16 protein-coding genes and 1 pseudogene are annotated in these 18,104 nt (G+C 70.4%); 12 read left to right on the top strand and 5 right to left on the bottom strand.

Annotated elements, in window-relative coordinates:
• From ACFW2E_RS19435 to ACFW2E_RS19420, 4 genes are all read left to right on the top strand, one after another.
• Window positions 1-1,302: sensor histidine kinase (locus ACFW2E_RS19435; protein ID WP_384467959.1), on the top strand; the 1,302-nt coding region annotated here is incomplete at its 5' end.
• Entirely contained in the window at window positions 1,299-1,967 is a 669-nt protein-coding gene (locus tag ACFW2E_RS19430) for a response regulator transcription factor (RefSeq protein ID WP_365245021.1), read from the top strand. The genes ACFW2E_RS19435 and ACFW2E_RS19430, both read left to right, overlap by 4 nt.
• A 382-nt stretch (window positions 1,968-2,349) precedes the next feature.
• Window positions 2,350-2,694 (top strand): SpoIIE family protein phosphatase, encoded by a 345-nt coding sequence (locus ACFW2E_RS19425; RefSeq protein ID WP_384467957.1) that lies wholly within the window; start codon window positions 2,350-2,352, stop codon window positions 2,692-2,694.
• A gap of 1,284 nt (window positions 2,695-3,978) precedes the next feature.
• Window positions 3,979-4,383, top strand: coding sequence for a hypothetical protein (locus ACFW2E_RS19420; protein WP_384467955.1), 405 nt, complete (start codon window positions 3,979-3,981; stop codon window positions 4,381-4,383).
• 304 nt (window positions 4,384-4,687) lie between these two features.
• On the opposite strand, the gene ACFW2E_RS19415 is transcribed toward ACFW2E_RS19420, so the two are convergent.
• On the bottom strand, window positions 4,688-5,806 hold the full coding sequence (locus ACFW2E_RS19415; RefSeq protein ID WP_384467953.1) for a fatty acid desaturase family protein: 1,119 nt from the start codon (window positions 5,804-5,806) through the stop codon (window positions 4,688-4,690).
• A gap of 7 nt (window positions 5,807-5,813) precedes the next feature.
• Window positions 5,814-6,869, bottom strand: a complete 1,056-nt coding sequence (locus ACFW2E_RS19410) for a ferredoxin reductase (protein ID WP_384467951.1) — start codon at window positions 6,867-6,869, stop codon at window positions 5,814-5,816.
• Between the two features lie 87 nt (window positions 6,870-6,956).
• Between ACFW2E_RS19410 and ACFW2E_RS19405 the strand changes: the two genes are divergently transcribed.
• The 7 genes from ACFW2E_RS19405 to ACFW2E_RS19375 all read left to right on the top strand — a co-directional run bounded on the left by ACFW2E_RS19405 (window position 6,957) and on the right by ACFW2E_RS19375 (window position 12,806).
• Window positions 6,957-8,096 carry a PucR family transcriptional regulator gene (locus tag ACFW2E_RS19405; RefSeq protein WP_384467949.1) on the top strand — a complete coding sequence of 380 codons (1,140 nt, stop codon included), beginning with the start codon at window positions 6,957-6,959 and terminating at the stop codon, window positions 8,094-8,096.
• Window positions 8,093-8,221: a hypothetical protein gene (locus ACFW2E_RS19400; RefSeq protein WP_384467947.1), complete on the top strand. Its 129-nt coding sequence runs from the start codon at window positions 8,093-8,095 to the stop codon at window positions 8,219-8,221. The genes ACFW2E_RS19405 and ACFW2E_RS19400 overlap by 4 nt, the downstream gene beginning before the upstream one ends.
• A 406-nt stretch (window positions 8,222-8,627) precedes the next feature.
• A complete protein-coding gene (locus tag ACFW2E_RS19395; RefSeq protein WP_384467945.1) occupies window positions 8,628-9,290 on the top strand; it encodes a transposase in 663 nt (220 codons plus the stop codon).
• 45 nt (window positions 9,291-9,335) lie between these two features.
• Complete coding sequence (gene pcaC, locus ACFW2E_RS19390) at window positions 9,336-10,655, top strand: 4-carboxymuconolactone decarboxylase (RefSeq protein ID WP_384467943.1); 1,320 nt, start codon at window positions 9,336-9,338, stop codon at window positions 10,653-10,655.
• 70 nt (window positions 10,656-10,725) lie between these two features.
• A complete protein-coding gene (locus ACFW2E_RS19385) occupies window positions 10,726-11,361 on the top strand; it encodes an MBL fold metallo-hydrolase (RefSeq protein WP_384467941.1) in 636 nt (211 codons plus the stop codon).
• A 53-nt stretch (window positions 11,362-11,414) separates the two neighbouring features.
• Window positions 11,415-12,194 (top strand): exodeoxyribonuclease III, encoded by a 780-nt coding sequence (locus ACFW2E_RS19380; protein ID WP_384467939.1) that lies wholly within the window; start codon window positions 11,415-11,417, stop codon window positions 12,192-12,194.
• 192 nt (window positions 12,195-12,386) lie between these two features.
• On the top strand, window positions 12,387-12,806 hold the full coding sequence (locus ACFW2E_RS19375) for a DUF6278 family protein (RefSeq protein ID WP_384467937.1): 420 nt from the start codon (window positions 12,387-12,389) through the stop codon (window positions 12,804-12,806).
• Between the two features lie 487 nt (window positions 12,807-13,293).
• On the opposite strand, the gene ACFW2E_RS19370 is transcribed toward ACFW2E_RS19375, so the two are convergent.
• Window positions 13,294-14,859: a CocE/NonD family hydrolase gene (locus ACFW2E_RS19370; protein ID WP_384467936.1), complete on the bottom strand. Its 1,566-nt coding sequence runs from the start codon at window positions 14,857-14,859 to the stop codon at window positions 13,294-13,296.
• A 116-nt stretch (window positions 14,860-14,975) separates the two neighbouring features.
• Complete coding sequence (locus ACFW2E_RS19365; protein ID WP_384467934.1) at window positions 14,976-15,734, bottom strand: hypothetical protein; 759 nt, start codon at window positions 15,732-15,734, stop codon at window positions 14,976-14,978.
• Between the two features lie 145 nt (window positions 15,735-15,879).
• Here ACFW2E_RS19365 and ggt point away from each other — a divergent pair, with 145 nt between their 5' ends.
• Window positions 15,880-17,682 (top strand): gamma-glutamyltransferase, encoded by a 1,803-nt coding sequence (gene ggt, locus ACFW2E_RS19360; RefSeq protein WP_384467932.1) that lies wholly within the window; start codon window positions 15,880-15,882, stop codon window positions 17,680-17,682.
• 171 nt (window positions 17,683-17,853) lie between these two features.
• Here ggt and ACFW2E_RS19355 read toward each other — a convergent pair.
• Window positions 17,854-18,104 (bottom strand): annotated as a pseudogene (locus tag ACFW2E_RS19355) (radical SAM protein); the annotation flags it as partial.

Below are 18,104 nucleotides of genomic sequence, written 5' to 3'. Positions count from 1 at the left end.
GTCACCACTGAAGACCACCGCGGGATGGGGCCGTGGGTCGCCCGGCACGGCCGGGCGGGCCAGCGGCTCCGGCATGCCGACCGGGCCCGGCCGTGGGTGCTGGACACAGCGGTGGTGGTCCTTGTGGTCCTGCTCTTCTGCCTGCCGGACGTGCTGCACGCGGCAGGCGCGTTCGGCGGGCACGGAGACGGTGACGGACCGCGCCGCTTCCGGGTGGCGTTCACACGGTTGCCCGTGGTGGGGATGCTGGCCCTGCAGGCCGGGCTGGTGCTGCCGCTGCTGTGGCGACGCCGGGCACCCGCAGTGGCCTTCGGCGCTGTCACGGCCGTGTTCGTTCTCCAGTGGTCGCTCGGTGCCGCGCTCCGTGCGGACGTCGCCCTCTTCGTCGCGCTGTACAGCCTGACCCTGCACGGACGGCTACGGCAGCTGCCGTGGGCCTGCGCGGTCACGGCGGGGGCGCTGGGCCTGGTGGCAGCCCGGGTCTCGACCGCGGTGTCGGTCTGGGACGCGCTGTTCTTCCTACTCAGCACGGCGACCGCGGCCCTCGCCCTCGGCCTGGTGATCCGCATCCGGCGGGCCCAGCTGGCCGGGCTGCGCGACCGCGCGGCCCGGCTGGAGATCGAACGCGACCAGCGCGGCAGGCTCGCCGTCGCCGCCGAGCGGACGCGGGTCGCCCGCGAAATGCACGACATCGTCGGCCACAACCTGTCCGTCATCATCACCCTCGCCGACGCGGGCGCCTACGCCACCGCCGCAGCCCCGGAGCGAGGAAAGGAAGCCCTGCACCTCATCGGCGACGCCGGTCGCCAGGCCCTGAGTGAACTGCGCCGGGTACTCGGTGTCCTGCGCGAGGCGGACGGCTCGCCGACCGAGCCCGAACTGAGCCCGCAGCCCGGCCTCGCGGACATCGACGCGCTGTGCGAAGGGGTACGCGCTGCCGGCCTGGAGGTCGTCTACCGTACGGCCGGTGACATCGACACCCTCGACAGCGGGGTGCAGCTCACGGTCTACCGCATCGTGCAGGAGGCTCTGACGAACACCCTCAAACACGCCGGCGCGGGAGCCCGTGCGAACCTGGCGATCGCCGTGGAGGACACCCGGCTGACCATCACCGTCCAGGACTCTGGGCCACCCACACCGGGCGGCCGTCCTGGCCCGGCGAACGAGGAAGGACACGGCCTGGTGGGCATGCGGGAACGAGCGGCTCTCTACGGCGGACACGTCAGCGTCGGTCCCGCCGGCCCGGGCTGGACGGTGCGCGCCACCCTCGACCTCGCTCCCCGGGGGGGTGCTGCCGGGTGACCACGGTGCTCATCGTCGACGACCAGCCGCTTCAGCGGTACGGCTTCCGCATGCTGCTTGACTCCGTGCCCGAGACGGAGGTGCTCGGCGAGGCCGCGCACGGGAGCGAGGCCGTCCGCAAGGCCGCCGAACTGCGCCCCGACGTCGTCCTCATGGATGTACGTATGCCGGGCATGGACGGGATCGAGGCCACGCGCCGCATCATCGCCACCGGTGACCGGTCCCGGGTTCTCGTCCTGACCACCTTCGACCTCGACGAGTACGTCTACGCGGCCCTGCGTGCCGGGGCCAGTGGCTTTCTGCTCAAGGACGCCCGTCCCGAGGAACTCCTCGCGGGCATCCGTGCCGTGGCCGTCGGGGACGCGGTGATCGCGCCGGCGCTCACCCGCCGCCTGCTGCACGAGTTCAGCCGTCTCGTGCCACCCGGCGGCGCCGGCTCGGCCGAGGATCCGGGCCTCAGTGCCCTCACCGGCCGCGAGCGCGAGATCCTCGTCGCCATCGGCAAGGGCTGGTCCAACGGCGAGATCGCCACGCGTCTCGTGCTGTCGGAGTCCACGGTGAAGACACATGTCGGACGCGTGCTGTCCAAGATCGGCGCCCGCGACCGCGTCCAGGCGGTGATCTTCGCCTACGATCACGGCCTTGTCCGCCCTCGCGCCGAGTGAAACCGATCGCGTGCTCGCAGAACTCGTGAAACCGTCCGTCGACGCTGGTGAAGAGACTGATCAGATCGCGGGCGCCGGGGCCGGGCGGCATGATGCCGCACTGGTAGTCGCGGTAAACACCTCCATCGACGACATCGTCGCACCCGGCGTCACGGTCAACCCGGTCGACAACAGTCGCCCTGCGCGGTGCCCGTCGCGCAGGAGCCGGTCTCGCGGAGCAGGTCCTCCTCGCTGACCAGGCCCTGGCCGGCCACAACCGCCGCCACGCCACCGGGCAGCTGCTGCGCATCAACCTCCGCACCGGGCGGCCCAGCTCGTCAACGCCGGTCACCCCTGGCCCATGCGCATGCGCGACGGGATCACCGAGACGATCCCCTGGTAGGTGGACCATCCCTTCGGGCTGTCCGTGCGCCTACCCCACCCCTCCCGCGTCCAGGACAGCGATCTGCGCCCCGGTGACCGTCTGCTCATGCTGACCGACGGCATGCGCGAACATCACGGAGACAAGGTCGACCTTGCCGACCTGCTGGATCGGACCCGGGATCTGCACCCGCGGGAGACCGCGCTGATGTTGACCTCCGCAGTCCTGGACGCGGCAGTCGGCCGGCTCGAGGACGACGCCACCGTGATGTGCCTGGACTGGTACGGCCCCCAGCACACCCGGCAACACGTCAGCTCCGGCGCGGACACCTGGCAAGCCTCAGCCGCCCGTACGAAGCATCCGTGACTGCGGGCTTTCTCGGGAGGCCGCATGGTGGCCGCGGACCCGGATGACGTGAGGGCCGGTCCAGCCCACCCCATTCCTGCCAGAGGGCCCGTGCCCGCGATGACGGGCTCAGCCTGGCCGAAGGCATTGATGGTCAGGGCATGAGCCGGGGGCCGTGGTGCATGACGGCCTCCCCCCTGCCGGTGCCACAAGCATGGGCCTGGCGGGGGCAGGGCAAAGGCATAGTCGGCCCTTCCTCCTCGGCCGCCTCGGACTTCGACAGAGCGTTGACCGGCTTGGTCACTCCGGCCTCGCCAGGTGGCGACGTACGCCCTGGTTCGCAGGGACTTGTAGAAGAGCATCCGGGACCGGATGGAGCAGCCGGCTGCCACCTACGACCATGCCCACAGCCGTGTCAGCGGCGTGCTCGTCGTGAACAACCCAGCACCCTGGACCTGGACGAAAAACACTCCCGTTCTCTGGCAAAGCCCGGATCCTGCCTCGCTTCCTGCCCCCATCTTTCCTACCTGGGCAACGACGCAACTGGCTGGGATCCAGGTCGAGCGCCAGCCCGCGATTCGCTCCGTCCACACTGCTCTCGGTCTGCCGGAACGCTGGCCGACCGGCGACGCCTTCCCCCGGGAGTGACCCGAGATGACGGCAGCGGCGCCGTCCGTCTCGACAGCTACACCCCGGTGAGATCACCTCATACACACGGCAGCGTTCGTTGAGGGCCTCTGCGTGGACCGGGGAGGCCGCTCGACCGGGTTGCGGGAGCATCCGTCGTGCACCGGGTGGACGCCCTGATCGGCCGGCCGACGCCGTGCCGCATCCGAACAGGTGGCCTGCGGCGCGGGCCGAAGGCTGGGAGACGGATGTGGCTAGCCTGAAAACGCGCGACCGAGGCGCCGCGGCGCCTCGCCCTGGCGGTTCGTTGCCGCCGGATCGGAGACGGCGACGACGTCCGCGCGGCCATCATCCCCCTCGATGGGGCCGCCCAAGCCCTTCCAGGGTTTCGACGTCGCCGAGCTGCAACATTGCCTTCCTCACCCCCTACTGAAGGTATGCGCGGCCGCACAGACGACGGTTCGCCGACCCGCTGAGTTCGCCCTCGTCGCAGTCCCACGACCGGTGGTCCTCGGCCCTTCCTGCTGAGCCGGCTGACAACGGCAACGTCTCGCACTTCCGGCGCGAACGTACCGTTCCGCGAAGAAAGGAGCGTTCACATTTCGCTCGAACTCCCCCGAGCTGTCATCAGCGCGCCTATCCTGCTGTCCCACCAAGGCATCACCATCCGGGGGGATCGTGTCCGACACGTTCAGGCCCAAGCCCGCGCTCAAGCGCTGTGCGGTATGCCGCCTGCCGGTGGCCAGGAAGAAGCTCGTCTTCGCCGCGGACGGACAGCCGGTGCACCGCGCCTGCCAGTCGGCCACGGACCGCTCGCCGACCCGTTCGGCGGCTCCGCCCGGTCTCACCCGGGCGCCGAAAGACATCAGCCGCGCCGAACTCCTCAAAAAGATCGAAGCGTTGCGGAAGCGCGACGCGAAAATGAAGCCGGGGGCCGCGAAGGTGCAGCCCGCCGACCGCCCCAAGCAGCCGACAGCGCCACACCGCGGCAAGCGGCCGGTCCCCCCGCCCCAGCCGTTCTACGGTTTGGAGATGAAGTTCATCAACGGCCGGTGGGTGCAGATGCACCCTGACTCCGAATAGTGGCTGCTCGTCATGTCGGGCCGGTCCGAGGCACGGCCTGCGTCCGGGTGTCACGCGCGAACGTAAGCGTTTGAGACCAGCCATTCGTGCAGGTGGCCTGTCGGGTTTGCCCCCCGGAGAAGCCTGCCGCGTTGTGACGCTCCAGCACCTCGCTGGCCGCCCCGAACACCGCAAGAGCGCTCTGACCTTTCTCCGTGCCTCCTGACGTGTTTTCGATGACGCATCACGCGGAGTGCGTGGCGATTCTGGAGCCTGCGGACAAGGGCGCCTGACCTCGGGTTCGTGAGCCAGGCGCTTGTACCCATCAGGCGGCGACGAGCTCCTGCTCACGGTCCGGCGTCTTGACCTCGGGCTTCTTGTTCGGCAGCGAGAGCCGGAAGACCTTGCGCCACGCGGAGAACACCTGTTTGGGCAGCGGTCCGGTGACGTACTCCAGCTCGTACTTCTCGAACAGCGCGCGCACCTTCACCGCGACCTCGGCGTACCGGTTGCTCGGCAGGTCCGGGAACAGGTGGTGCTCGATCTGGTGCGACAGGTTGCCGGTCATGAAGTGCATGGCCCTGCTGCCGCTGATGTTCGCCGAGCCCATCATCTGGCGCAGGTACCACTGGCCGCGCGTCTCGTCCTTGATCGACCGGCGCTCGAAGACCTGTACGCCCTCGGGGAAGTGCCCGCACATGATCACGGAGTGGGACCAGATGTTGCGGACCAGGTTCGCGGTGAACGTGGCGGCGAGCGTGGGGAGGAACGACGGGCCCGACAGCAGCGGGTGGATCACGTAGTCCTTGAGCACCTGCTTGCGGATCTTGCGGCCCACGGCCTTGGCCCGCGCGCGGAACTCCGGGTTCTTGCGGCGCCGCTTGTGCAGGTTCTTGCCGAGCTGCAGGTCGTACGCCGCGATGCCGTACTCGAAGAAGCAGGCGTTGATGAAGTTCCACAGCGGCTGACCGAGGTGGAACGGGTGCCACTCCTGGTCCTCGTCGACGCGCATGATGCCGTAGCCGAGGTCGTTGTCCTTGCCGATCACGTTGGTGTACGTGTGATGCAGCTCGTTGTGCGAGTGCTTCCACTGCTCGGACGGCGAGACGTGATCCCACTCCCAAGTGGTGGAGTGGATCTTCGGGTCCCGCATCCAGTCCCACTGGCCGTGCAGGACGTTGTGGCCGATCTCCATGTTGTCCATGATCTTCGCCACGGACAGACCGGCGGTGCCGAGCAGCCACGCCGGCGGGAAGATCGAGAACAGCAGCACGCCCCTGCTGACCAACTCGAGCTTGCGCTGCGCCGAGATGACCCTACGGATGTAGGCGGCGTCTTTCTCCCCGCGGCCGGCGATCACCTCGTCGCGGATCGCGTCCAGCTCGCGGCCTAGCTCCTCGATCTGCTCCGCCGTCAGGTGGGCGGTGGGGTCAATGGCGGTCAAAGTGCTCCTACCGTTCGATGTCGCAAGGGCCCGCCGCGGCGGACACACAGGTCTGGATGAGGACGCCCGGCTCGGCCTCGGTGATCTCGCCGGTGCGCAGGTCGCGGACGGCGCCCGCCTTGAGCGGCGTGACGCAGCCGAAGCAGATGCCCATACGGCACCCGGACGGCATGAGCACGCCGGCCTCCTCGCCGACGTCCAGCAACGGCGTGGCGCCGTCCGAGTCGACGGTCTTGCCGGTGGCGCTGAACGTGACCTCGCCGCCGTCGCCGGCGACGACGATGCTGGGGCGGAAGCGTTCGGTGTGCAGGCGCACTTGGACGCCGTGCCCGCTCCAGTGCTCTTCGGCGGCGTCAAGCAGGCCCGCGGGCCCGCAAGCCCAGGCCTCGCGCTCGGCCCAGTCGGGCACGAGTTCGTCGAGACGGGCGATGTCGAGCATGCCGTCCGTGTCGGTGTGCACCTCGATGAGCCGCAGCTTCTCGTCCGCGACCAGATCGTGCAGTTCGTTTCGGAAGATCACGTCCTGCGCCCGTGGCGCGCAGTGGACCATGACGACGTCGTCGAACTCGATGTCGCGCAGCATGCCCATCACGGGCGTGACGCCGCTGCCGGCCGTCAGGTAGAGCACCTTGGCGGGCTTGGCCGGCGGCAGCACGAAGTCACCGGTCGCCTGGTCGAGCTGGATCAGCGTGCCCGGTTTCGCCCTGCGGACCAGGTGGTTGCTGACCTTGCCGTCCGGGATCGCCTTCACGGTGATCGTGACGCGGCCGTCCTGGCGGTTCGTCGGCGAGGTGATGGAGTAGGCACGCCACAGGCGTACGCCGTCGACGTCGACCCCGATCCGCACGTACTGACCGGCTGTGTGGCCGCGCCAGCCCCGTCCCGGCCTGATCACGACAGTCGCGGCGTCATCCGTCTCGGGGTGCACGGCCTCGATGCGCCCCCGCAGGTCGGCGCCCGCACGCAGTGGGCTGACCAGGTCGAGGTAGTCCGACGGCAGCAGCGGCGTCGTGACCATCTCCAGCAGTTTCCACGCCCTGCTGCGAAGGGCTGCACTCGTCATGACTCCAGCTTGCTGCGTCTCAGGGCGTAAAGTCCTGACCGTAGGACGTGAATCTGGTGGGTGGAATTGTTCGCAGGGAATAAAAACGTGAGTCGTGTAACCCAGAGGGCCAGCGAACTGGCCCTGGATGAGACGACGGTCACCGCACTTCGGGCCGCGCTGAAGACCACCGCCGACGAGGTCGTCCAGGCGATCATCGACGAGGTCCCTCCCTACGCCAACGCACTGACGGGCCACATGGGCGCCACCATCCGCCGAGCCGTCCGCACCGCCCTGGGGCACTACCTGGACCTCGCGAGCGGGAACGCCACAGGCGGCGACGGCGGTGACGCGGCCTACGAGCTGGGCGGGGGCGAGGTGCGCGACGGCCGTTCGATGGACGCCCTGCTCAGCGCCTACCGCGTCGGCGCCCGCGTGGCCTGGCGATGCCTGGCAGCGGGCGCCGTGTCCGCAGGTCTGCCCGCCGCCGAGGTCGCCAAGTTCGCCGAGCTGACCTTCGCCTACATTGACGAGCTCTCCGCCGCGAGCGCCGCGGGCCACGCCGACGAACTGGCCGCCCGGGGCAGGGCCCACGAGCGCCACCTGGAACACCTGGCCCGCGATCTCCTCGCCGGCGCGAGCCCGGACGTGCTGCTGGCCTCTGCTCAACGGGCCGGATGGCAGCCTCCGGTTACGCTGACGGCGGTCCTGCTGCCCGCCGCCCAGGCCCGGCCCGCCTACCGCACACTCGACCCGAGCACCCTCGTCCTCGACGATCTGCCGGACGCCACCGGTGTGCTGCTCGTCCCCGATTCCGACCGATCACATCTCTTGCGGCAGCTGACCGACCGCACCGCCGTGGTCGGCCCGGCCCGGCCATGGACTCGTGCGTCATCCTCGCACGCACGAGCCGCACGCGCGCGCTCCCTCTCCTCTGATATCCGCGACACCGAGGACCACCTGCCCGAGCTGGTGCTGAGCGCCGACGTGGACGCGTTCGCAGACCTGCGTGCCCGAGCCCTCGCACCGTTGCGCACCTTGCCTGTCGCGACCGCACGGCGGCTGGAGGAGACGTTGCGGGCGTGGCTGCTGCACCAGGGCAGGCGGGACGAGGTGGCGGCGGCGTTGTTCGTCCATCCCCAGACAGTCCGGTACCGGATGTCGCAGCTGCGGGAGCTGTTTCCGGATCTCGCATCGCCACACCGGGTCCTTGAACTGACGCTGGCGGTCGGTCTTCGGGCCAGTTGACGCGTACTTCGACCGTCCACGAGCTCCCGGTGGATCCCGGCATCGTGCTCGGTGCCTACCTGGACGTCCTTGCAGCCGGGACGGTTCGGGTGAGCGACGCGATCAAGGTGCAGCAGGTCGGCTGACAGGGAGCGTTCCACCACGAGTCGCCCACCTGCCGATCCGTCAGGCCCGCGTCTCGCACGACCAGCCACACCCGGTCGCGACTGAGCGGGAGTTGGCCGAGAAGGACGCCGGTCGCGTCGAGCAGGGTGTTGGCGAAGGCTGGAGCGACCGGGTTGAAAGGGCGGACTGTCGGCCGTGACGCCCCGTTTGACTCCCTGGGCACCCACATGCATGGCGATGGGCCAGGAAATGGGATCTGACCTCGGGTTTTCCGAAGATCGCACAGGTGGACATCTTTCCGATGACCCACCAGGTCGGTGTGCCGCGATTGAACCGGTCGCGAAGAGCCCCTGAACTGCGGTTGTGGGCGCACAATGTGCGGTGCGGGCGTTCAGTAGGTGGGACCGTAAGGGCTCCAGTGCCCGGATGTACAAACTGGCCAAGGAGTCGGCGGTCAAGGCCCGCACGCAGGCGATCAACCAACTCAAGGCTGTCCTCATCCGTGCCGATCCGCAGCTGAGAGAGGAACTTGCCGGGCCGGGCAACGCAGAACTCTTCCGCACCTGCGCCGGGCTCGTCGACGACAGCCTGAACCACGAGGCCGATGAAGGGGCGGTGCTCCATGCCGCCCACGTCACCCTGGGTCTCCTGGCCCGGCGCATCAGGCAGCTCAGCGACGAGGTCCAGGACTTGGAAGGCCACCTGACCCCCCTGGTGGAGCGCCACGCTCCGCAGCTGCTCGAGGTGGTGGGCATCGGTCCGGACACGGCCGTCACTTCGCTGATCACGGTGGGGGACAACCCGGAACGCCTGGACACTGAGGCGTCGTTCGCGGCGCTGTGCGGTGTCAGCCCAGTCGAGCGTTCCTCGGGCAGTCGGCAGCACCGTCGCCTCAACCGCGGCGGCGACCGGCAAGCTAACGCAGCCCTGCACCGGATCGTGCAGACTCGCCTGCGCTTCGACCCGCGCACCCAGGACTACCACGAACGCCGCATCAAGGAGGGCAAGACCCGTCGCGAAATCGTCCGATGCCTCAAACGCTACGCTGCCCGGGAGGTCTTCCACCTGGTCGGGCCCACACAGCCATAACCCCCGTTACAGGGGCAGTCCGTGAGAGATGAGAGGGTCTGACGGGTGAGCGAGACACCACCGAACACCCTGCAATACCGCGTTGACGGGCCAGAAGACGCACCTGTCCTGATCCTGGGGCCCTCCCTGGGTACCACATGGCACATGTGGGACAGGCAGGTCCCGGAGCTGGCCGGACAGTGGCGGGTCTTCCGGTTCGATCTGCCGGGACACGGCGGTGCCCCCGCGCATCCGGCGGGCTCGGTCGCCGAGCTGGCCGCCCGGCTGCTCGCCACTTTGGACGGGCTCGGGGTGCAGCGCTTCGGCTACGCGGGCTGCGCGCTCGGCGGCGCGATCGGCATCGAGCTGGCCCTGCGCCGCCCGGAGCGGGTCGTCTCGCTCGCACTGGTCGCCGCCTCGCCGCGGTTCGGAACGCCCGACGAGTTCCGGCAGCGCGGGGTGATCGTGCGGACGAACGGGCTCGACCCGATCGCCAGGACCTCGCCGGACCGCTGGTTCACCGGCGGGTTCGCGGCCGCCCAGCCCGCGATCACGGAGTGGGCCGTGCAGATGGTGCGCACCACCGACCCCGGCTGCTACATCGCCGCCTGCGAGGCGCTGGCCGGGTTCGACGTGCGCCCCGAGCTGGCCCGCGTCGGTGTGCCGACCCTGGTCCTGGTGGGCTCGGACGACCAGGTCACCGGGCCGGCCGAGGCCCGCACCCTGGTGGCGGGCATCCCGGACGCCCGTCTCGCGGTCGTCCCCGGCGCCTCCCACCTCGTCCCGGTCGAGCAGCCGGCGGCCGTCACCGATCTGCTGGTCCGGCACTTCTCCACCGCCTGGCAGCCCGGCTTCGAGTCGTCCACCGGCCAGATGGCCGTCCCCACGGCTCCGGTGAGGCCGGTCCTGGCCGCCGGTCCGCAAACCGCGCCGCAGTTCGCCCCGCAGGCCGCGCCCATCGCCGAGATCGCCCCCGCCGCCGTGGCGCCGCAGCCGCTCGGGCCGCCCGACCGGTACGAGACGGGGCTCAAGATCCGCCGGGAGGTGCTCGGCGACGCCCATGTCGACCGGGCGCTGGCCGGGGCCGACGACTTCTCCGGGGACTTCCAGGAGCTCGTCACCCGGTACACCTGGGGCGAGATCTGGGACCGGCCCGGTCTCGACCGGCGCTCGCGCAGCTGCGTCACGCTCGCCACGCTCGTCGCGGGCGGCCATCTGGAGGAGCTCGCCGCCCACACCCGGGCCGCCCTGCGCAACGGCCTGACCCCCGACGAGATCAAGGAAGTACTGCTCCAGGCGGCCGTGTACTGCGGGGTGCCGGCCGCGAACAGCGCGTTCCGGGTGGCCCAGCGGGTCATCCACGAGGAGACCACGCCCGCCGAGTGATCGGCATGCGGGCGTGCGCCGCAGCGGCTCCGGCAACTCGCCGGGGCCCGGCGGGGGCAGGATGGGATTCATGAAGCTCACGAAGAAGTCCCACGCCTGCGTCCGTCTGGAGAAGGACGGGCGCACGCTCGTCCTCGACCCCGGCGGCTTCAGCGAGGAGGACGCCGCGCTCGGCGCGGACGCGATCCTGGTCACGCACGAGCACCCCGACCACTTCGACGAGGGACGCCTGCGGGCCGCGCTGGACGCCGACCCGGCCGTCGAGATCTGGACCCTGAAGTCGGTCGCGGACCGGATCGCGGCGGCCTTCCCGGGCCGCGTGCACACCGTCGGCCACGGCGACACCTTCACGGCGGCGGGCTTCGACGTCCAGGTCCACGGCGAGCTGCACGCGGTGATCCACCCGGACATCCCGCGCATCACCAACGTCGGCTACCTGATCGACGGCGGTCGCGTCTTCCACCCCGGGGACGCCCTCACCGTCCCCGACCACCCGGTCGAGACGCTGATGCTCCCGGTGATGGCCCCCTGGAACAAGATCTCCGAGGTCATCGACTATCTCCGTGAGGTCGGGCCGCAGCGCGCCTACGACATCCACGACGCCCTGCTCACCGACCTCGCCCGCCCGATCTACGACCGCCAGATCGGCGCTCTCGGCGGCTCGGAGCACCTGCGGCTCGCGCCGGGCGCGTCGGCCGACGTCTGAGCGCCCAGCCGGACGGGAGGGTGTTGTCGGTCCCGCCCGGTAGGTTGTGGGACATGCGCATCGCGACCTGGAACGTGAACTCGATCACCGCCCGCCTGCCGAGGCTGCTTGCCTGGCTGGAGAGCAGTGGCACGGACGTGCTCTGCCTGCAGGAGGCCAAGCTCGCCGAGGAGCTGTTCCCGTTCGACCAGCTGCGCGAGCTGGGCTACGAGGCGGCGGTGAACGCCACCGGCAGGTGGAACGGCGTGGCGGTGATCTCCCGCGTCGGCCTGGAGGACGTCGTCAAGGGCCTGCCCGGTGACCCGGGGTACGAGGGTGTCGAGGAGCCCCGGGCGATCTCCGCGACCTGCGGCCCCGTCCGCGTCTGGTCGGTGTACGTGCCGAACGGCCGCGAGGTGGACCACCCCCACTACGCCTACAAGCTCCAGTGGTTCGAGGCCCTGAAGGCCGCCGTCGCGGGCGACGCGGCGGGCGGCCGCCCGTTCGCGGTCCTGGGCGACTACAACGTGGCGCCGACCGACGACGACGTCTTCGACGTGGCCGCCTTCGAGGGCCTGACCCACGTCACTCCCGCCGAGCGTGCCGCCCTGGCCGCCCTGCGCGAGGCGGGCCTGTCCGACGTGGTCCCGCGGCCCCTGAAGTACGACCGTCCGTACACGTACTGGGACTACCGCCAGCTCGCCTTCCCGAAGAACCGGGGCATGCGCATCGACCTGGTGTACGGCAACGCGCCGTTCGCCAAGGCCGTCAAGGACGCCTACGTCGACCGCGAGGAGCGCAAGGGCAAGGGCGCCTCGGACCACGCGCCGGTGGTCGTGGACCTGGAGGTCTAGAGGCCCTGTCGCCAGGTTCCCGCCACGTGTTGCGCAGTCACGTGGGCGATTCGGCGACGCGGCGGGAGTGCGTGCCGGACGCCGCCGTGCCCGCCCTCCGGGCGGACGGCGGGAATTCGACGGCAGGGGCCGGGCCGCGACACCCCGTACGGGCTGTGGTGCGGACGGCGGTGCGAATGCCACGCTGGACATATGAACATCCCCTTCCTGGGCAACCGGCACACGAAGAGCGATGAGGCGGTTCACGCTCGCGACCCCGAGGGGGTCGCCGAGCTTCTCTCCGAGTGCGAGCTGCTGCGCTCGCAGGCGTCCCAGGAGGGCGTCCGGCTCGACGACTCCGCGGCCTCGCTGGAGGCGCTCGACCAGCTGCTGCCGCGCTGGCGCGACGACGAGGAGAGCCTGCCCTGGCTGGGCAACGACGCGGGGCTGTACCTGGGCACGGTCATCGTGCGTACGGTCCCCGGCGCGCGGTGGGACATCCGGCCCGGCGGACAGGCCGTCGTACGGCTGGCCTCCGGGCGCGAGTTCGACGTCGTCACGACGGGCCACGAGTGGGCGTCGAGCGGTGTGCCCGAGCTCTCGCAGCTCTACGCCGAGGTCGCCGAGACCTAAAGACGGTGTAAATACGGCTTATGTCCGAATGGCGCGTGTCGTGATCGAAGCTCATCGATGTCTGGATAGCTTGCGATCACCGCGACACAGCTGAGAGTGAGTAGGGCTGCGAATGGCCGTCGATCCACTGATCGAACCGCGTGACGTCGACAACTGTTTCGCCGAGGGGAAGGTGCTCGTGGGCCCCGGTCTTCCGCGGGCGGGGGAGCCGGGGCCGTGCGGGACGGCCGACCGGCCCCTGTGCGCAAGGACGGACCGCTCGGCCGCTTGACCGCCCACGAGGGTCTCCCCGTACCGGGACCGGCCGCCTCGAACCTCGACTACGATTTACCGTTCATCCCCGTGGTGATGGCGAACCGGCCGATCCGCACCGGGATGTGCGAGGACGCTGCTGCCCGGTGGGGAGCCCGGGAGCCCCCCCACGGCCACGGGACCGTGAGGGGGGCGGCAGTTCACAGGGCCAGGCCCGGCCGGCGGCAGCCGGAGATCACTGCTCGCGCAGCGGAACGGACACGTACGACGGGTCGTCCGCCGGTGAGGAGAAGGTCAGCTGCGCGCCGGACGGGTTGTGCTCGATGTAGAGCGGATCCACCGTGTCGACGACCAGGGCGAGCCGGTGTCCGGCCGGGACGTCGTACGCCGTGGAGAACAGGTCCAGATCCACGTCGAACGGCCGGCCGGGCGTCCGGTCGTACCAGGTGTACGGGGCGTTGGTCACCAGCTTGCCGAAGCCGAGCGGGCCCACGTCGTACAGGTAGGCGACGAGGGTGCCGCTCTCCTCGGTCGGGGTGAGGGTGGTGTGCAACTTCGCCGTGCCGCGCACCTGTTGCGCCGTCGTGTACTTCTCCGACTGCCAGACCGCGGCCCAGCGGCGGGGGAGCAGCGGGATCGAGGCGACCGGCGGGAGCTGGGCCACCTGGTCGAGGATGCTGGAGAGGAAGACGATCCCGCCGTCCGCGCCCGAGTCCACGTTGGCGTGGATGGTGGTGGAGCCCGCGAGGGCGAGCTTCTTGCGCGCGGCGCCGATCGACTTCCAGTCCGGGTAGCCCTCGTAGCCGCCGGAGGTACGGGACTTGAGCTGTACGGGCTGCTCGCGGTCGATGCCGTTGTCGGCGCCCTTGAGGTAGTGGTCGAACCAGCGCCCGGTGTCGGTCCACACGTCGTTGGGCAGCCCGAACAGGCCGGTCAGCTCCGCGGTCGCGTGGTCGCCGGGGCGCATCTCCAGCCGCTTCGGGACGGTGAGCTTCTCGTAGAAGTCCGCGTACTGGTTGGCGGGGAAGATCGTGTCGCCCCAGGCGTTGGCCATCATGACCGCCGCGCCGTTGTCGTTGAGCTGATCGACGTAGGTCGCGACCGAACGTTTCTTCCCCCAGTCGATCATCTCCTGTTCCTTGGACAGGTTGGAGGCGTAGAAGTCGTCGAAGATCTGCCGGACTTCGGGGCTCTCGTGGCCGGTGACGACGGCCGCTCCGTCCAGCAGGGCGGCCGCCTGGACGTGCTGGGTGCGCCCGGAGTAGATCGACGCGATGAGGTCCGCCCAGCCGCTGAGCGCCGCGACCGCCTTGATCCGCTTGTCGTGCGCGGCGGCGAGCAGGCTGATGCCGGCGCCGTAGGAGACACCGGCCATGCCGACGTGCTTCGGGTCGGAGGGGGTGTTGGCGAGCGCCCAGTCGATCACCTTGGAGGCGTCGGCTATGTCGGGCGGGCCCGCCACTTCTATCTGTCCGCCGGACTGCCAGAAGCCGCGGACGTTGTAGGTGAGTACGACGTAGCCGGAGTCGGCGAGCTTCTGGGCCTGCGCCAGATACTCGGCCTGGGGCAGGCCCCAGCTCGTGGGGAGCACGATGAGCGGGTAGGCGTGCGAGCCGTCGGCGCCGGCGGGGGTGACGACGTTCGCCTTGAGTACGGTGCCGCCGTCGCCGGTGATGTCGACGAAGCGGACGGAGCCCGCGGCCTGTGCGGCCGGAGCCAGTCCGGTGAACGTTCCGGCGATCAGGGCTGCCGAGACGATTCCGACGGCGGAGGTGCGCAGGGCGGCGCGACCATGTCCCATGGGTCACTCCTCACTCGTGTCAGTGCAAAGTGACCCGACGGTAACCGCCACCCTTTACCGTAAGTAACCCGTGGGTAAGTTACGTGCCAGTAAAGAATTTTGGAATGTGCCGTTCCCTAGGAGGCCCGGTGTGCGGCGCGTGGCGCCTCCACCGTCGGCAGAGGCGCCTGCGCGGCCCGTGTCACGTCCGCGACGAGCTCGACGACATCCGGGCCGTACGCCTGGGAGTTGACCACCTTCAGCAGCAGTACGAAGGAGTTGCCGCCGTGCTTGCGGGCCAGCCGCTCGTGATTGCGGGCGAGGTAGCGCGTCGCGGCCTGATTGGTGATCGCGCGCTGGCCGCAGAAGAGGAACACCGGGCGCACGTCGCGCCGTTGGCCCGCGGTGAGCCGGGCCAGGAGCACGTACTCGCCCTTTCCGGACTCCAGCCGGTAGCGCTCGCTGCCGATCTGGAACGCGCCCCGGTCCGGGCCGGGTTCGGCGTCCACGTTCACCTGGACACCCGGCAGCAGGGAGGCGAGGTGCGCCGCCATGCGGCGGTTGGAGGCGGGCCCGCCGACACAGAACTCGGTGCGCTCGCCGAACCCCTGCTGGGCCGCGTCATGGGCGACGACCTGGGCGTTGGCGTTGCAGCCCTTGATGAGGGCGGCGAGTTCGAGGAGCGCGAACACGTCGTGCCGCATCACCGTCAGCTCCGGCCCGCCCGCCTCGCGGTTCACCACGAGCAGCGACTCGGAGTTGTCGGGCAGCCCGAAGAAGGCCTGCTTCCGCCGCAGTCTGCGCTTCCACAGGTAGGTACGGGCGAGCCAGCCGAGGCCGGCGCTGACGCCGGCGGCCAGCACGCCCAGGACGATGTTGCGGACGTCGTCATTCATGGGCGCGCATGGTAGCGGTCCCGAGCCAACCGGAACGTACTCGTGTTCGATGTGTGACGTTTGTGTGACAGCTGCCCGGAATCCGGCTGTCGGGGTCCGGCCGATGTGGCTACGCTGCGCGGACGGTCTGGGACTGGAGGTATGGATGCGTCGCCCTGTCGCGCGGAAACTGACGGTTCTGGCGGTCTCGGCCGCCGTGGTGTCGGTCGGCGCGGCCGCGCCACCCGCCGCGCAGAGCAGTCCCGCCGTCCCCAAGACCCCGGTCGCCGTCGGGTACGGCGGCGCGGTCGCCAGCGTCGACCCGGACGCCTCCGCCGCCGGGATCGAGGTACTGCGCAAGGGCGGCAACGCCGTCGACGCGGCCGTGGCCACCGCGGCCGCCCTCGGCGTCACCGAGCCCTACTCCGCCGGCATCGGCGGGGGCGGGTACTTCGTCTACTACGACGCCGAGTCCCGTACCGTGCACACCGTCGACGGCCGCGAGACCGCGCCGCTGACCGCCGACTCCGGCCTCTTCGTCGAGAACGGCAAGCCCCTCGCCTTCGCCGACGCCGTCAGCAGCGGCCTCAGCGTCGGCACCCCGGGCACGCCCGCCACCTGGCAGACGGCCCTGGACAAGTGGGGCAGCAGAAGACTCGGCACGGTCCTCGAGCCGGCGGAGCGCATCGCCCGCGACGGCTTCACCGTCGACGACACCTTCCGCGCCCAGACCGCGTCCAACGAGACCCGCTTCCGCTACTTTCCGGCCACCGCCGAGCTGTTCCTGCCCGGCGGGCAGCTCCCGGTCGTCGGCTCCACCTTCAAGAACCCCGATCTCGCCCGCACCTACGAGGAGTTGGGCCGCAAGGGCGCCGACGCGATCTACCACGGCAAGCTCGGCAGCGCCATCGTCCGCACCGTGAACAACCCGCCGGTGGACCCGGGTTCGGGCTGGAACGCCCGCCCCGGCAAGCTGTCCGCCGCGGACCTCGCCGCCTACCGGGCCAAGCCGCAGGCGCCCACCCGGACCTCGTACCGCGGTCTGAACGTCTACTCGATCGCTCCCTCCTCCTCGGGCGGCACCACGGTCGGCGAGGCCCTCAACATCCTGGACAGGACCGACCTTTCGAAGGCGTCCGAGGCGCAGTACCTGCACCACTACATCGAGGCCAGCCGCATCGCCTTCGCGGACCGCGGGCGCTGGGTCGGCGACCCCGCCTTCGAGGACGTACCGACCAAGCAGCTGCTCTCGCAGAAGTACGCCGACTCGCGCGCCTGCCTCGTCAAGGACGACGCGGTCCTCACCAGCCCGCTCGCCCCGGGCGACCCGCGCGACCCGGCCGCCTGCTCCACCGCGGGAACGGCGGCCCCGACGACGTACGAGGGCGAGAACACCACCCATCTCACGGTCGCCGACAAGTGGGGCAACGTCGTCTCCTACACCCTCACCATCGAGCAGACCGGCGGCAGCGCGATCACCGTCCCCGGCCGTGGCTTCCTGCTCAACAACGAGCTGACGGACTTCTCCTTCACCCCGGCCAGCCCCGCCGTGCACGACCCGAACCTGCCCGGTCCCGGCAAGCGGCCGCGCTCGTCGATCTCCCCGACGATCGTGCTCGACAGGCACAACCGGCCCGTGGTGGCGCTCGGTTCGCCCGGCGGCGCGACCATCATCACCACCGTGCTGCAGACCCTCACCGAGTTCCTCGACCGAGGGCTGCCGCTGGTCGACGCGATCGCCGCGCCGCGCGCCAGCCAGCGCAACGCCGCCCAGACCGAACTCGAACCAGGGCTCTACGACAGCGACCTGCGGACCCGGCTGGAGGCCATCGGGCACAGCTTCAAGCTCAACCCGGAGATCGGGGCGGCCACCGGTGTGCAGCGCCTGCCCGACGGCAGGTGGCTGGCCGCGGCCGAGAAGGTACGGCGGGGCGGCGGCTCGGCGATGGTGGTGCGCCCGGCACCGTAGCGCCGCACGGCGCGGGCGCGGCGCCCCGGGGGCGCCCCGGACCCCCCGCGCGGCGCAAGTCACCGGACTTACCCGGCCCGCCGGCGGGGTGGCGGGGGGGGGGGGGGGGTATAAAAAAAAAAACACCCACCCCACAGAAAAAAATAGGGGGGGGGGTGGGGGGGGGTGTGTGTTTTTGGTGCGGCGGTTTTGTGGGGTCGGCGGGGGCCCCCACCCCGCGGGGGCTGTGTTCAACGCCCCCACGGCACGCTCGGCGTCCGCCGGCTCCACACCGGCCAGCCGCAGCTCCCACACGGAGGCCGTCAGCCGGTCGGCGAGTCCGGAGGTCCGAGCCTGAACCGCGTCGACGATGTCGAGCCCGGCGGGCAGGGACTCGTCGAGGAGTGCCCCGAGCCGCTGCGGGTCCCGCGAATCGGTGAGCG

This window comes from Streptomyces sp. NPDC058964 (assembly GCF_042741275.1).
Classification (GTDB): domain Bacteria; phylum Actinomycetota; class Actinomycetes; order Streptomycetales; family Streptomycetaceae; genus Streptomyces.
Note: the sequence above shows the minus strand (reverse complement) of the source record. Positions and strands in the feature narration are given on the sequence as shown.

What these genes read in the sequence shown, in the direction of transcription:
- ACFW2E_RS19410 (WP_384467951.1), bottom strand. Translation starts at nt 6,869, where the DNA reads ATGACGAGTGCAGCCCTTCGCAGCAGGGCGTGGAAACTGCTGGAGATG.
- ACFW2E_RS19395 (WP_384467945.1), top strand. Translation starts at nt 8,628, where the DNA reads ATGTACAAACTGGCCAAGGAGTCGGCGGTCAAGGCCCGCACGCAGGCG.
- ACFW2E_RS19385 (WP_384467941.1), top strand. Translation starts at nt 10,726, where the DNA reads ATGAAGCTCACGAAGAAGTCCCACGCCTGCGTCCGTCTGGAGAAGGAC.
- ACFW2E_RS19380 (WP_384467939.1), top strand. Translation starts at nt 11,415, where the DNA reads ATGCGCATCGCGACCTGGAACGTGAACTCGATCACCGCCCGCCTGCCG.
- ACFW2E_RS19375 (WP_384467937.1), top strand. Translation starts at nt 12,387, where the DNA reads ATGAACATCCCCTTCCTGGGCAACCGGCACACGAAGAGCGATGAGGCG.
- ACFW2E_RS19370 (WP_384467936.1), bottom strand. Translation starts at nt 14,859, where the DNA reads ATGGGACATGGTCGCGCCGCCCTGCGCACCTCCGCCGTCGGAATCGTC.
- ACFW2E_RS19365 (WP_384467934.1), bottom strand. Translation starts at nt 15,734, where the DNA reads ATGAATGACGACGTCCGCAACATCGTCCTGGGCGTGCTGGCCGCCGGC.
- ggt (WP_384467932.1), top strand. Translation starts at nt 15,880, where the DNA reads ATGCGTCGCCCTGTCGCGCGGAAACTGACGGTTCTGGCGGTCTCGGCC.